This is a genomic window from Streptomyces hamibioticus (assembly GCF_047946815.1).
Classification (GTDB): domain Bacteria; phylum Actinomycetota; class Actinomycetes; order Streptomycetales; family Streptomycetaceae; genus Streptomyces.
This window is the reverse complement of the sequence record NZ_JBKKQY010000001.1, coordinates 2,281,519-2,295,806: the sequence shown is the minus strand read 5'-3', so window position 1 is coordinate 2,295,806 and position 14,288 is coordinate 2,281,519. Positions and strand designations below refer to the sequence as shown.

Below are 14,288 nucleotides of genomic sequence, written 5' to 3'. Positions count from 1 at the left end.
GGGCCGGCCAAGGGGCCGGCCCCTAGGCCTTGGAGTTGCGCGCCAGTTCCAGGGCGTACTCCGGCCACCACCGGCCGGCGTCCGGGCCGCCCTCGCAGGTGCCGTCCGACTCCCCGGGCCGCTTGGCCCACACGTAGGCGTCGACGACCTCCTCGCCGGTGTCGGTGGTCGGCGGGACGCCCAGCGCCCGGCCGGGCGGGTTGCACCAGACGCCGGGCAGCGGGCCGTTGCCGTTGCGGCTGGTGTCGATGACGAAGTGCTTGCCGCCCAGCTCCTCGGACAGCCGCTTGCCGTACGCGGTGGTGTCCTCGTCGGTCTGGAAGTTGGAGACGTTGAGGGCGAAGCCGTCGGCGTCCGCCACTCCCGCTCGCCGCAGCGGCTCGACCAGCTTCCCGGGCTCCTTGATCCAGCTCGGGTTGCCCGCGTCCAGGTAGACCTTGGTGTTCGGCTGCCGTTTCAGCCGCGCGATCGCGTCGCCGAGCAGCCGCTCGCGCTCGGCGTGCAGCCCGCCGGGTGTGCAGCCGTCCACGATGTGCGCGACCGCGTCGGGTTCCAGCACCACCAGGGCCCTGGCGTCGCCGATCGCGTCGGCGAACCGGTCGATCCACTGCCGGTAGGCGTCCGGTCCGGCCGCCCCGCCGGCCGAGTGCTGGCCGCAGTCCCGGTGCGGGATGTTGTAGGCGACCAGCAACGCCGTCCTGCCCTCGGCGGTCGCGCCGCGGGTCGCCCGCCGCACCAGTGGCGCGGGATCGATCTCGCCGGCAGGCCAGAGCGCGGCGGGCCGGTCGGCGATGCGCTTCAGCAGCTCGGCGTCCTGCGTGCGGCCCTCGCGCCGCCACTGCTCGATCTGCCGGACGGCGGGGCTCTCCGGATCGACCCAGAAGGGGGAGGAGGCCGCGGAGCCCGTCTTCGCCGCGCGGCCGGCGACGGATGCCTCGTCGACGCCGGGGGCGGACGAACAGCCCGCGGTGAGGCCGAGGGCCGCGAGGGCGGCGAGGGTGTGGATCGGCCGGGACATGCTGCTCCCTGGGGCAGAGATGACTGTCAGTGATGATCCATCACAGATCGTGACACAGGGTGGGTCCGACGCCCGGCATTTCGACGCCCCGGGTGGTCCGGCGGCCCGAAAGGCGAGACAGGGCTGACCGGCATGTGACCGGCCGGTAAGGTCTGGTGGCGTGCCGAAGCCCCTCAGTCTCACCTTCGATCCCATCGCCCGTGCCGACGAACTGTGGAAGCAGCGCTGGGGCAGCGTGCCCTCCATGGCCGCGATCACCTCGATCATGCGGGCGCACCAGATCCTGCTGGCCGAGGTCGACGCGGTGGTCAAGCCGTACGGGCTGACGTTCGCGCGGTACGAGGCGCTGGTGCTGCTCACCTTCTCCAAGTCGGGCGAACTGCCGATGTCCAAGATCGGCGAGCGGCTCATGGTGCATCCGACCTCGGTGACGAACACCGTCGACCGGCTGGTGAGGTCGGGCCTGGTGGACAAGCGGCCCAACCCCAACGACGGGCGGGGCACCCTCGCCAGCATCACCGACAAGGGCCGGGAGGTGGTCGAGGCGGCCACCCGCGACCTGATGGCGATGGACTTCGGCCTCAGCGCCTACGACGCCGAGGAGTGCGGTGAGATCTTCGCGATCCTCCGGCCGCTCCGCCTGGCCGCCGGGGACTTCGAGGAGGGGTGACGCCGGGCACCTGACCCGGCCCAAGATCTCCCGGGACGGCCGGTTACGCTCGACGGCATGAAGAAGAGCGTGCTGACCCGCTATCGGGTCATGGCCTACGTCACCGGTGTGCTGCTCGTCGCGCTGACCTTCGGCATGATCGGCAAGTACGGCTTGGAGATGGGCGGCGCGGCCGACTTCACCCAGGTGGTCAGCATCGCGCACGGCTGGCTGTACGTCGTGTACCTGATCTTCGCCTTCGACCTCGGCTCCAAGGCGAAGTGGCCGGTCAAGAAGCAGCTCTGGGTCCTGCTGGCCGGCACCGTCCCGACGGCCGCGTTCTTCGTGGAGCGCAGGATCAGCCGTGAGCTGGAGGGCCAGGTCGAGGGCGGCGCGCCCGCGGTCGCCAAGGCCTGACGCCCCGGTCGTCACCGCCGTGCGGACACCCGTACGGCGGTCTGCCATCGACATTTACTTGGACGTCCTAGTAAATTCGAGGGTATGGACGCTGACGCCATAGACGAGGGCCGCCGCCGCTGGCAGGCCCGGTACGACGCCGCCCGCAAGCGCGACGCTGACTTCACCACGCTCTCCGGTGATCCCGTGGAGCCGGTGTACGGGCCCCGGCCCGGGGACACCTACGAGGGCTTCGAGCGGATCGGCTGGCCGGGTGAGTACCCCTTCACCCGCGGGCTGCATCCGACCGGCTACCGAGGGCGCACGTGGACCATCCGGCAGTTCGCCGGGTTCGGGAACGCCGAGCAGACCAACGAGCGCTACAAGATGATCCTCCGCAACGGCGGAGGCGGGCTCTCGGTCGCCTTCGACATGCCGACGCTGATGGGCCGCGACTCCGACGACCCGCGCTCACTGGGCGAGGTCGGGCACTGCGGGGTGGCGATCGACTCGGCGGCCGACATGGAGGTCCTGTTCCGGGACATCCCGCTCGGTGAGGTCACGACGTCGATGACGATCAGCGGGCCCGCCGTGCCCGTGTTCTGCATGTACCTGGTGGCGGCCGAGCGGCAGGGAGTCGAGCACTCCGTGCTCAACGGCACGCTCCAGACCGACATCTTCAAGGAGTACATCGCGCAGAAGGAGTGGCTCTTCCAGCCCGAGCCGCACCTGCGCCTGATCGGCGACCTGATGGAGTACTGCGCGGCGGGCATCCCCGCGTACAAGCCGCTGTCGGTCTCCGGCTACCACATCCGCGAGGCGGGCGCTACGGCCGCGCAGGAGCTGGCGTACACGCTGGCGGACGGCTTCGGGTACGTGGAGCTGGGGCTCAGCCGCGGGCTCGACGTGGACGTGTTCGCCCCCGGCCTGTCCTTCTTCTTCGACGCGCACCTCGACTTCTTCGAGGAGATCGCCAAGTTCCGCGCGGCCCGCCGCATCTGGGCCCGCTGGATGCGGGACGTGTACGGGGCGAAGAGCGAGAAGGCCCAGTGGCTGCGGTTCCACACCCAGACCGCCGGTGTCTCGCTGACCGCGCAGCAGCCGTACAACAACGTGGTGCGCACGGCCGTGGAGGCGCTGGCGGCGGTCCTCGGCGGGACCAACTCCCTGCACACCAACGCCCTGGACGAGACGCTCGCCCTGCCGAGCGAGCAGGCGGCCGAGATCGCCCTGCGCACCCAGCAGGTGCTGATGGAGGAGACCGGCGTCGCCAACGTCGCGGACCCGCTGGGCGGTTCCTGGTTCGTCGAGCAGCTCACGGACCGGATCGAGGCCGACGCGGAGAAGATCTTCGCGCAGATCAAGGAGCGGGGCCTGCGGGCCCACCCCGACGCGCGGCATCCGATCGGGCCGATGACCTCGGGCATCCTGCGCGGTATCGAGGACGGCTGGTTCACCGGCGAGATCGCCGAGTCGGCGTTCCGCTACCAGCAGGCGCTGGAGAAGGGCGACAAGAAGGTCGTCGGCGTCAACGCCCACACCGGCTCGGTCACCGGTGACCTGGAGATCCTGCGGGTCAGCCACGAGGTGGAGCGCGAGCAGGTACGGGTCCTGCGGGAGCGCAAGGCCGCCCGCGACGACGCGGCGGTCCGCACCGCCGTCACCGCCATGGTCGCCGCCGCGCGGGACGGGTCCAACATGATCGAGCCGATGCTGAACGCCGTACGGGCGGAGGCGACCCTCGGCGAGATCTGCGACGCGCTGCGCGACGAGTGGGGGGTGTACACGGAGCCGGCCGGCTTCTGACCACCATCCCGGGGCCGGGCGCGGGCAGGCGGCCGCCACCTGCCGGCGCCCGCGCCCGGCCGGGCAGCCCCCGTACCCGGCAACGCACCCGGCAACGCACCCGCACCCCGCCGCCCGCCCCGACCGCTGCGCGAACCCCCGGCTAGCGGTCCTGCCCGGCTCCCCCCAGCCCCGTCAGGAGGACCCGGGTGAAGCCGCGGACCCACTCCTCGTCCGCGGGCTCCGCGCTGACCAGCGTGCGGTGCACCACCGCACCCGCCACCACGTCGAAGACGAGGTCCGCCGTGCGGGCGGCCTCGGCGGCGTCGCTCTCGGCGGGCAGCTCGCCGCGGGCCTGGGCACGTGCGCGACCCTGGACGACCAGCCGCTTCTGGCGTTCCACGATCGACTCGCGGATGCGCTCGCGCAGGGCGTCGTCACGGGTCGACTCCGCCACGACCGCCATCAGGCCGCTCTTGGCCTCCGGTCGGGCCAGGATCGCCGCGAACTGCAGGACCACGCCCTCGATGTCGGCGGCGAGGGAGCCGGTGTCGGGGAGTTCCAGTTCGTCGAAGAGTTCCGCCACCGCGTCGACCACCAGCTGGTTCTTGCCCGCCCAGCGGCGGTAGAGGGTCGTCTTGGCAACCCCGGCCCGCATCGCGACGTCTGACAGGGTGAGCTTCGACCAGCCCAGCTCGACCAGGGCCGCCCGGGTCGCGGCCAGGATCGCGGCGTCGGCCGCGGCGCTGCGCGGACGCCCGGTGCGACCTGCGCGGCTGACGGTGGTGCGGCTCTGCATTCCCCGACCATAACCGGCGGTTCCGAAACCGCCGGTCGGTCCGAGGCCGTGAGGGAGATCACTCGGCGGCGGGGCGCCGGGAGCCCGCCGTGCCATTACGCTACGACTCGTAGCGAAAGCGCGGGCATGGGCGTGCCAGGGCGACGACCACAGGGCGTGGGGTGGGGACCCGGCGCCGAACGGCACACATCAGGGCGGCCTTTCGCACCGCTTTTCACAGACACGCGCCTGACGGGGGAGGATAGACGCATGCAGCCACGGAACATGTCCATGAGCGGAGTCGTCGACCTCGCCGCGGTGAAGGCGGCCCAGGAGGCCAAGGCGAAGGCGGAGCAGGCGCGCGCCGAAGCGGCCCGGACGGGCGGGACGGGTGCCGTCTCCCCGGCCGATCTCGTCATCGACGTCGACGAGGCCGGGTTCGAGCACGAGGTCCTGCAGCGGTCCACCGAGGTCCCGGTCGTCATCGACTTCTGGGCCGAGTGGTGCCAGCCCTGCAAGCAGTTGAGCCCTGTTCTGGAGCGGCTCGCCGTCGAGTACAGCGGGCGCTTCCTCCTCGCCAAGATCGACGTCGACGCCAACCAGATGCTGATGCAGCAGTTCGGGATCCAGGGCATCCCGGCCGTCTTCGCGGTGGTGGCCGGACAGGCCCTGCCGCTCTTCCAGGGGGCCGCCGGCGAGGAGCAGATCCGGCAGACCCTGGACCAGCTGGTGCAGGTCGCCGAGCAGCGCTTCGGCCTGACCGGCCTGACGGTCGACCCCGAGGCCGATCCGGGCGCCGCCCAGGAGGCCCCCGCCCGTCCGGCCGGCCCGCACGACGCGGCGCTGGAGGCCGCCGTGCAGGCCCTGGACGCCGGCGACCTGGCCGGTGCCGTGCAGGCGTACAAGAACGTGCTGAGCGACGACCCGGGCAACACCGAGGCCAAACTCGGCCTCGCCCAGGCCGAGTTGCTCCAGCGGGTGCAGGGCGCGGACCCCCAGCGGGTGCGCAAGGAGGCCGCCGACAAGCCGGCCGACGCGCAGGCGCAGATCGCCGCCGCCGACCTGGACCTGGTGGGCGGCCATGTCGACGACGCCTTCGGGCGGCTCATCGACACCGTCCGGCGCACGGCGGGCGACGACCGGGACGCCGTACGGGTGCGACTGCTGGAGCTGTTCGAGGTCGTCGGTGCCGACGATCCGCGGGTGGTCGCGGCCCGCCGGGCACTGGCGCGCGCCCTGTTCTGACCGGGGCCAGAGGGACGCATGCGGCCGCGCTTTGCCAAATCTTGGCAATCGCGGCCGCTGTTACTGCCAGTAAGTCCATGCCGATGATGTGTCGGTTTCTGTCCAGCGATCAATAGTTTTGTCCCGTACCCGCGTGACACCCAGCGTGCCCGGCCGGGACCTCTCGGTCGTGGCCTGGTCATCCGGCCGTTACTAGTGAGTAACGAACCCCCTTGTGCGGGCGGCGAGAATGCACCACGATCGGCGACGCTCGGTCCATTCCCGCACCCCGAAAGCCAATCGGGTCGTGGGAGTTCCTGGGTCCCCACCGAGCAGGGTCGGCGGCTGTGACGCCGGCTCTTGGGCAGGGGGGTCTTCGCCCGACCGGCGAAGCCTGTCCAGCAAGGTTGTGCGTGATGCGTGTCAGGCGCGACCAGTGGTTGTCGCTCGGGGGTGATCGCCGGTGATTCGGGCGCGCTGTGCGCGCCGCCGAGTGCGGGCGCTCTCCTTCCCGAGGACGTAGCACTTCTCCCATCCCTGCCCGGCCGAGCCGTCGACTTGAGGCAGCGCCGGCGCCAGGAGATGTACGTCCGAGAAGGAGGAAATATGGAGTCCCAGGTGCGTGGCGGGACCAGATGGAAGCGGTTCGCCGTGGTCATGGTGCCCAGCGTGGCCGCCACGGCGGCGATAGGCGTGGCCCTGGCCCAGGGTGCGCTCGCCGCGTCGTTCAGTGTGTCGGGACAGTCGTTCAAGGTCACGACCTCGCAGCTCAATGGCCAGGGCTTCGTCCAGTACGGCGCGGTCGACGAGGGCTACACCATGGACGGCAAGAAGACGGCTCACCCCGTCGCCGTCTCGGCGTTCAAGTCCGCGACGATCAAGAACCTGTGCCAGTCCGTGGTCACCCCGGACATCCCGGTCGTCGGCACGGTCAGCCTGATGCTGAAGGCGGGCGGGGGCAGCACCCCGGTCGAGGCCAAGAACCTGTACATCGACGTCGCCCAGCTCGAGGCCGATGCCACGTTCAACAACATCGACATCGGTGTTGCCGCGAAGGACGCCGTCAAGGGTCCGGGCATCCAGAAGGGCGACACGACGAATCCCTTCGGGTTCGCGCAGCAGGCCGACTCGGTCGTGCTGACCGACGTGAAGCAGACGGCGTGGGCGACCACCGCCGGAACGTTCAAGCTCAGCGGTCTGAAGATGACGCTGAACAAGGGCGTCAAGGAGTGCTACTAAGCACTCTCTGATGGGCGGGGGAGCCGGTGGCGCCCCCGCCCGTCCACTCTCCGGCCGCGCCTTCACACGCGGCCCACATCACCACCACAGCAACGCCGTACCAGGGAGCTGTTTTCCATGAGCGCCGAGACTCCTGCCGCCTCAGGCCAGTTCACCCTCCGGAGGCAGCAGTTCCGCGCCTGGCGGGGCGACCGGCCGTTCTGGGCCGGCCTGTTCGTCATGCTCGGCGGACTCCCCATTGCCTACTTCCCGTACGCGAACCTGCGGCTCGGTCACCTGACGTTGGCGATGGCCACCACTGCGGGCGCCGGGTCCCTGATCATCGGCGTACTGCTGGTCGTCCTGGGTGTCAGTCTCTGGTTCCAGAAGCACGTCCGCGTGTTCGCGGGTGTCGCCGCGATCCTGCTGGCGCTGGTGTCCATCCCCGTGTCCAACCTCGGCGGCTTCCTCATCGGCTTCCTGCTCGCGCTCATCGGCGGCGCGATGGCCGTGTCCTGGGCTCCGGGCGAGTCGCCGGGCGGACAGCCGGTGGCGGACGGCACCACGGGAGCGGGCGGCGCCCCGCAGGGCGCGCTCCCGGACACCACGGCTGCGGACGCCAAGGAGCACGACGCCCCGGTCCCCGAGCCGCGCGACGGGGTGGGCGAGTCCAACGATCTGTCAGGAACGAGCCCGGCCAACGGGGCGAACGGGAGGCACAGTGCCGGCTGACGAGGTGACCCACGGGGCTGACGTGGAGTCGTCCCGTGTGAGAACCGGGCCGCGCCACGCGGCACCCAAGAAGCCGTTGTTCACCAGGTTTCACATGCCGGCCGGGAAGGCGATAGCCCTGGCGGCGATGCCGACGGCGGTTCTCATGGGAATGGGATTCACGCCGACGCTCGCCGTCGCCGACGGCAACGACGCGGCGAAGCCGACGTCGAACAGCCTGACGGCCGACGAGTACAAGGACTGCGTGGCGGCGCTGGAGGACGAGGGCAAGGAGGACAAGGGCGAGGGCGAGGACGACTCGTCCGCGTCCCCGGCTCCCACCCCCTCGCCCTCGGTGAGCGAGAGCGGGGCCGGGAAGGACGCCGACGAGGCCGGGCCGGGCCCCGGACCGTCCGCCGGGAAACCGGAGCAGGAGCAGGAGCAGGAGCAGGAGCAGGGCACGGACACGGGTACGTCCTCTTCGCCGGATTCAGGTTCCGACGACAAGGCCGGACCCGCCCCGTCCCCCTCCGCGTCCGGCGGGGACACTGCGTCCCCGTCCCCCGCCCCGTCGCCGTCCGAGAGCCGCGGCAATGTGCTGGAGGAGATCGGCGGCGCCATCGAGGACATCTTCACCGGCGGCGGGAAGGCCGAGGAGAGCCCGAACCCCACGCCGACCCCGTCCGCCTCGGAGAGCGACGCGGAAGGCGCCCCGGAGAGCGCCGGCGACAAGGCGTCCGACCCGGTGGAGGGCGCGGCCGGTGCCGCGTCCGAGGCGGCCGGGAAGGCCGGCGACACCGCGGACCGGGCCACCGGGGACGCCGGGGAAGCCGCGGAGGACGTGGCGGACGCGGCGGACGAGGTAGGGGAGGCGGCCGGCGAGGCCGCGGAGCAGGCCGGTGACGCCACCGCGTCGGCGAGCCCCGGCCCCACCCCTTCCGCGAGCGCCGGCACCGACCTGGAGGACTGCCCGGTCGCCACCGACGCCGAGGGCGGGGTCGACAACACCGTCCCGCTGCCCGACGACCCCTGGTACCTCAACGCCAGCTCGCTGCTGCTGAAGGGCGCCTCCTACGAGGGCATCGTCGAGGTGCGGACCGCCAACGGCTCGACCAAGAAGGTGCTGAAGTACGTCATATCCGACGGCACCGACATCGGCGACCTGCACCAGACGGTGAAGGACGACCAGTCCGGCAAGACCTACCACGTGCAGGCGGCCAAGGGCTCGACGTCCACGATCCGCGGCGGCGACACGGTGATGTACACCGAGAGCATCTCCGGCAACCTGCTCGGGCTGATACCGGTCACGTTCGACCCGGAACACCCGCCGCCGCTCGACATCCCGCTGATCTACTTCACGAAAGTGAAGGTCGTGCAGGCCGGCCAGTTCGGCGGCAACCTGCACGTGCCCGGGCTGCAGCAGTACATCACCGACTGAGCAGCCCCGGTCACGGACCCGTTCGGGAGCCGCACGACCGCCGAGGGCGCCCCCTGTCGCCAGGGGGCGCCCTCGGCGCCGTACACGAGCCGCCGCCGAGGCGTCAGTTGCGACCGCCGAGGTGGTGCACCCGGACCATGTTGGTGGTGCCGGGGACGCCGGGGGGCGAGCCGGCGGTGATGACCACGATGTCGCCGTCGTTGAAGCGGCTGAGCTTGATCATCTCCTGGTCCACCAGGTCGACCATCTCGTCGGTGCTGTTGACGAACGGCACGACGTGCGGCTCCACGCCCCAGCTGAGCGACAGCTGGTTGCGGGTGGACTCGTCGGTGGTGAAGGCGAGGATCGGCTGCGTGGCGCGGTAGCGGGACAGCCGGCGGGCGGTGTCGCCGGACTGGGTGAAGGCGACCAGGCCCTTGCCGCCGAGGAAGTCGGCGATCTCGGCCGCGGCACGGGCCACCGAACCGCCCTGCGTGCGCGGCTTCTTGCCCGGGACGAGGGGCTGGAGGCCCTTGGAGAGCAGCTCCTGCTCGGCCGCCTGGACGATCTTCGACATCGTCTTGACGGTCTCGATCGGGTAGGCGCCCACGCTCGACTCGGCGGACAGCATCACCGCGTCGGCGCCGTCCAGGATCGCGTTGGCCACGTCGGAGGCCTCGGCGCGGGTCGGGCGGGAGTTGGTGATCATCGACTCCATCATCTGGGTCGCCACGATCACCGGCTTGGCGTTGCGCCGGCACAGCTCGATCAGGCGCTTCTGCACCATGGGGACCTGCTCGAGCGGGTACTCGACGGCCAGGTCGCCGCGGGCGACCATCACGCCGTCGAACGCCATCACGACGTCCTCCATGTTCAGCACCGCCTGCGGCTTCTCCACCTTGGCGACGACCGGGACGCGGCGGCCCTCCTCGTCCATGACGCGGTGCACGTCCTGGACGTCCTTGGCGTCGCGGACGAAGGACAGCGCGACGAGGTCGCAGCCCATGCGGAGGGCGAAGCGGAGGTCGTCGACGTCCTTCTCGGACAGGGCCGGGACGTTGACGGCCGCGCCGGGCAGGTTGATGCCCTTGTGGTCGGAGATGACGCCGCCCTCGATGACGATCGTCTTCACCCGCGGGCCGTCGACCTCGGTGACCTTCAACTCGACGTTGCCGTCGTTGATGAGTACCTGGTCGCCCTTGGTGACGTCACCGGGCAGGCCCTTGTACGTCGTGCCGCAGATCGTCTTGTCGCCCGGCACGTCCTCGGTGGTGATGGTGAACTCGTCACCCCGCACCAGCTCGACGGGGCCCTCGGCGAAGGTCTCCAGCCGGATCTTCGGGCCCTGGAGGTCGGCGAGGACACCGATGGCCCTGCCGGTCTCCTTGGCGGCGGCCCGCAGGCGGTCGTACCGCCCCTGGTGCTCGTCGTGGGTGCCGTGGCTGAAGTTGAAGCGGGCCACGTTCATGCCGGCTTCGATCAGCGCGACGAGCTGCTCGTGGGAGTCGACCGCGGGGCCGAGAGTACAGACGATTTTCGAACGGCGCATGGGGCGATCCTATCGGTTTGTTTCGCTGCGGAATATTCCGTCTGGCGGAAAATACAAAAGGGCGGGATGCCGCTCAGGTGAGATTCCCCGAACCATTTACCAGCGCGTAGGTCTGTGTCGCGATCTCCATTTCCTCGTCCGTCGGGACCACGGCCACCGCCACCCGCGCGTACGCCGGCGAGATCAGCCGCGGCCGGTCGGCGCGTACGGCGTTCAGGTCGCCGTCCACCGCCAGGCCCAGCTCCTCCAGGCCCGCCACGGCGGCTTCCCGCACCGGTGCCGCGTTCTCGCCGACCCCGGCGGTGAAGGCCACCGCGTCCACCCGGCCGAGAACGGCGTAATAGGCGCCGATGTACTTCTTCAGCCGGTGAATGTAGATGTCGAAGGCCAGCCGGGCCCGTTCGTCACCCTCGTCGATCCGGCGGCGGATCTCCCGCATGTCGTTGTCGCCGCACAGTCCGATCAGACCGCTCCTCTTGTTGAGAAGTGTGTCGACCTCGTCGGCGGACATTCCACCGACGCGCATCAAATGGAAGATGACGGCCGGGTCCATGTCCCCGGAGCGCGTACCCATCACGAGCCCCTCCAAGGGCGTCAGCCCCATGGAGGTGTCCACGCACCTGCCGCCGCGCACGGCCGAGGCGGACGCCCCGTTGCCCAGGTGCAGCACGATGACGTTCACCTCCTCCGGCGCCTTGCCCAGCAGCTTCGCCGTCGCCCGCGAGACGTAGGCGTGCGAGGTGCCGTGGAAGCCGTAGCGCCGGATGCGGTGGGCGTCGGCGGTCTCGACGTCGATGGCGTAGCGGGCGGCGGACTCCGGCATCGTCGTGTGGAAGGCGGTGTCGAAGACGGCGACCTGCGGCAGGTCCGGGCGCAGCGCCCGGGCGGTGCGGATGCCGGTGAGGTTGGCCGGGTTGTGCAGCGGGGCGACCGGGATCAGCCGCTCGATCTCGGCGAGCACGGCGTCGTCGATCACGGTCGGCTCGGTGAAGTGCTTGCCGCCGTGCACGACGCGGTGGCCGATGGCGGCCAGCTCGGGCGAGTCCAGGCCGAGGCCGTCCTTGGCCAGTTCCGCCGCGACGGCCTTCAGGGCCGCCTCGTGGTCGGGGACGGAGCCCGACCACTCCCGGGCCTCGCCGCCCACGGGGGTGTGCGCCAGCCGGCCGGACTCCTCGCCGATCCGCTCGACGAGGCCCATCGCCAGCCGGCTGCCGTCGCCCATGTCGAGCAGCTGGTACTTCACCGACGAGGAGCCGGAGTTGAGGACGAGGACACGGGTGGGGCTCACTGCTGGGTCGCCTTCTCGGTGGGGGACTGGCGGGCGGGGGCCTGCTGGGCCTGGATCGCCGTGATGGCGACGGTGTTGACGATGTCCTGGACCAGGGCGCCCCGGGACAGGTCGTTGACCGGCTTGCGCAGACCCTGCAGAACCGGGCCGACGGCGATCGCGCCGGCCGAGCGCTGCACGGCCTTGTAGGTGTTGTTGCCGGTGTTGAGGTCGGGGAAGACCAGCACGGTGGCCTGGCCCGCCACCTCGGAGCCGGGCAGCTTGGTGGCGGCGACCGACGGCTCGACGGCGGCGTCGTACTGGATTGGGCCCTCCGTCCGCAGGTCCGGCCGGCGTGAGCGGACCAGCTCCGTCGCCCGGCGCACCTTGTCGACGTCCGCGCCCGATCCGGACGTACCGGTGGAGTACGACAGCATCGCGATCCGCGGGTCGACCCCGAACCGGGCGGCCGTGGCCGCCGACTGGATCGCGATGTCGGCGAGCTGTTCGGCGTCCGGGTCCGGGTTGACCGCGCAGTCGCCGTAGACCAGCACCTTGTCGGCCAGGCACATGAAGAAGACGGACGAGACGATGGCCGCGTCCGGCTTGGTCTTGATGATCTCGAAGGCCGGGCGGATGGTCGCCGCGGTGGAGTGCACCGACCCCGACACCATGCCGTCGGCCAGGCCCTCCTCGACCATCAGCGTGCCGAAGTAGTTCACGTCGGAGACCACGTCGTGGGCCAGCTCCACGCTGACGCCCTTGTGGGCGCGCAGGGCGGCGTACTTCTCGGCGAAGGAGTCGCGCAGCTCGGAGACGGCCGGGTCGATCAGCTGCGAGCCGCCGAGGTCGATGCCGAGGTCGGCGGCCTTCTTGCGGATCTGGTCGACCGGCCCGAGCAGGGTCAGGTCGCACACCCCCCGGCGCAGCAGCACCTCGGCGGCGTGCAGCACCCGCTCCTCGGTGCCCTCCGGCAGCACCACCCGGCGCCTGTCGGCGCGCGCCTGCTCCAGCAGCGTGTGCTCGAACATCATCGGCGTGACGCGGTCGCTGGACGGGGCGGAGACCCGGTGGCTGAGGTCGGCGGTGTCGACGTACCGCTCGAACACGCCGAGCGCGGTCTCCGCCTTGCGCGGGGTGGCCGCGTTGAGCTTGCCCTCCAGGGAGAACAACTGCTCGGCGGTGGGGAAGCTGTTGCCGGACACCGAGAGCACCGGGGTGCCGGGGGCGAGGCGGGCGGCGAGGGTGAGGATGTCGTCGCCGGGGACCTCGTCGAGGGTGAGCAGCACACCGGCTATGGGCGGGGTGCCGGCGCTGTGCGCGGCCAGCGAGCCGACGACCAGGTCGGCGCGGTCGCCCGGGGTCACGACCAGGCAGCCGGGGGTCAGCGCGGCCAGGAAGTTCGGCAGCATGGCGCCGCCGAAGACGAAGTCCAGCGCGTCCCGGGCGAGCCCCGACTCGTCGCCGAGGACCACCTTGGCGCCGAGGGTGTGCGCGATCTGGGAGACGGTCGGCGCGGACAGCGCCGGCTCGTCGGGCAGTACCCAGCACGGCACCGGCAGCCGGCCGTCGAGCCGCTCGGCGATCTGGGCCCGGTCCTGGCGGGCCACCCGGTTGGCGACCATGGCGAGCACGTCGCAGCCCAGTCCGTCGTAGGCGCGGAAGGCGTTGACGGTCTCCGCCAGCACCGCCTCCGCGGGCTGCTTGCGGCCGCCCACGACCGGGATCACGGACGCCCCGAACTCGTTGGCCAGCCGGGCGTTGAACGACAGCTCGTCCGGCAGCTGGGTGCCGGCGTAGTCGGTGCCGAGGACGAGCACCACGTCGTAGTCGCGGGCGACCAGGTGGAAGCGGTCGACCAGCGCGGACACCAGCTCGTCCGTGCCCTGCTCGGCCTGGAGGGCGGAGGCCTCCTGGTAGTCCATGCCGTACACGGTGGCCGGGTCCTGGGCGAGCCGGTAGCGGGCCCGCAGCAGCTCGAACAGGCGGTCGGGGCCGTCGTGGACCAGGGGACGGAAGACGCCGACCCGGTCGACCTGCCGGGTCAAAAGTTCCATGACCCCCAGCTCGACGACCTGGCGGCCGTCGCCGCGGTCGATGCCGGTCACGTACACGCTGCGCGTCACGCGTGCTCTCCGTTTCGTCTGGTTCATCTGGTTCGTCTGGTTCGCCGTCATAAAAATCGCCCACCGAGGTGAGCAGAACCCCCTTGACAATACCTCCGGCGATAGATAAGGCGCCCGTCAGTGCCCTGTCGGCATCGCCCGGTGGGACGT

Annotated in this window: 12 protein-coding genes; 7 read left to right on the top strand and 5 right to left on the bottom strand. The window is 71.1% G+C overall.

Annotation, left to right across the window (positions count from 1 at the left end; translation table 11 throughout):
* Positions 1 to 22 precede the first annotated feature (22 nt).
* Positions 23 to 1,018 (bottom strand): glycoside hydrolase family 6 protein, encoded by a 996-nt coding sequence (locus ACLGIH_RS10100; protein ID WP_416524895.1) that lies wholly within the window; start codon positions 1,016 to 1,018, stop codon positions 23 to 25.
* 160 nt (positions 1,019 to 1,178) lie between these two features.
* On the opposite strand from ACLGIH_RS10100, the gene ACLGIH_RS10095 reads away from it, so the two are divergent.
* From ACLGIH_RS10095 to ACLGIH_RS10085, 3 genes are all read left to right on the top strand, one after another.
* Positions 1,179 to 1,688 carry a MarR family winged helix-turn-helix transcriptional regulator gene (locus tag ACLGIH_RS10095; RefSeq protein WP_416524894.1) on the top strand — a complete coding sequence of 170 codons (510 nt, stop codon included), beginning with the start codon at positions 1,179 to 1,181 and terminating at the stop codon, positions 1,686 to 1,688.
* 57 nt (positions 1,689 to 1,745) lie between these two features.
* The gene (locus tag ACLGIH_RS10090; RefSeq protein WP_416524893.1) at positions 1,746 to 2,084 is read left to right on the top strand and encodes a DUF3817 domain-containing protein; all 339 of its coding nucleotides are present in this window, start codon (positions 1,746 to 1,748) and stop codon (positions 2,082 to 2,084) included.
* An 84-nt stretch (positions 2,085 to 2,168) separates the two neighbouring features.
* Positions 2,169 to 3,869, top strand: a complete 1,701-nt coding sequence (locus ACLGIH_RS10085) for a coenzyme B12-dependent isobutyryl-CoA mutase large subunit (protein ID WP_416524892.1) — start codon at positions 2,169 to 2,171, stop codon at positions 3,867 to 3,869.
* Positions 3,870 to 4,011: 142 nt separating this feature from the next.
* Here ACLGIH_RS10085 and ACLGIH_RS10080 read toward each other — a convergent pair whose 3' ends face one another.
* Positions 4,012 to 4,647, bottom strand: coding sequence for a TetR/AcrR family transcriptional regulator (locus ACLGIH_RS10080; protein WP_416524891.1), 636 nt, complete (start codon positions 4,645 to 4,647; stop codon positions 4,012 to 4,014).
* Positions 4,648 to 4,896: 249 nt separating this feature from the next.
* Between ACLGIH_RS10080 and ACLGIH_RS10075 the strand changes: the two genes are divergently transcribed.
* From ACLGIH_RS10075 to ACLGIH_RS10060, 4 genes are all read left to right on the top strand, one after another.
* Positions 4,897 to 5,871, top strand: coding sequence for a tetratricopeptide repeat protein (locus tag ACLGIH_RS10075; protein ID WP_416524890.1), 975 nt, complete (start codon positions 4,897 to 4,899; stop codon positions 5,869 to 5,871).
* A gap of 585 nt (positions 5,872 to 6,456) precedes the next feature.
* Positions 6,457 to 7,089 (top strand): DUF6230 family protein, encoded by a 633-nt coding sequence (locus ACLGIH_RS10070; RefSeq protein WP_416524889.1) that lies wholly within the window; start codon positions 6,457 to 6,459, stop codon positions 7,087 to 7,089.
* Between the two features lie 117 nt (positions 7,090 to 7,206).
* Complete coding sequence (locus tag ACLGIH_RS10065; protein ID WP_416524888.1) at positions 7,207 to 7,800, top strand: DUF6114 domain-containing protein; 594 nt, start codon at positions 7,207 to 7,209, stop codon at positions 7,798 to 7,800.
* A complete protein-coding gene (locus ACLGIH_RS10060; protein ID WP_416524887.1) occupies positions 7,790 to 9,217 on the top strand; it encodes a hypothetical protein in 1,428 nt (475 codons plus the stop codon). Before ACLGIH_RS10065 ends, ACLGIH_RS10060 begins: the two co-directional genes overlap by 11 nt.
* A gap of 103 nt (positions 9,218 to 9,320) precedes the next feature.
* Here ACLGIH_RS10060 and pyk read toward each other — a convergent pair whose 3' ends face one another.
* The 3 genes from pyk to pta form a co-directional block, all read right to left on the bottom strand.
* On the bottom strand, positions 9,321 to 10,745 hold the full coding sequence (gene pyk / locus ACLGIH_RS10055; RefSeq protein WP_416524886.1) for a pyruvate kinase: 1,425 nt from the start codon (positions 10,743 to 10,745) through the stop codon (positions 9,321 to 9,323).
* Positions 10,746 to 10,818: 73 nt separating this feature from the next.
* A complete protein-coding gene (locus ACLGIH_RS10050; RefSeq protein ID WP_416524885.1) occupies positions 10,819 to 12,033 on the bottom strand; it encodes an acetate kinase in 1,215 nt (404 codons plus the stop codon).
* On the bottom strand, positions 12,030 to 14,138 hold the full coding sequence (gene pta, locus ACLGIH_RS10045) for a phosphate acetyltransferase (protein ID WP_416524884.1): 2,109 nt from the start codon (positions 14,136 to 14,138) through the stop codon (positions 12,030 to 12,032). The genes ACLGIH_RS10050 and pta overlap by 4 nt, the downstream gene beginning before the upstream one ends.
* Positions 14,139 to 14,288: the final 150 nt, after the last annotated feature.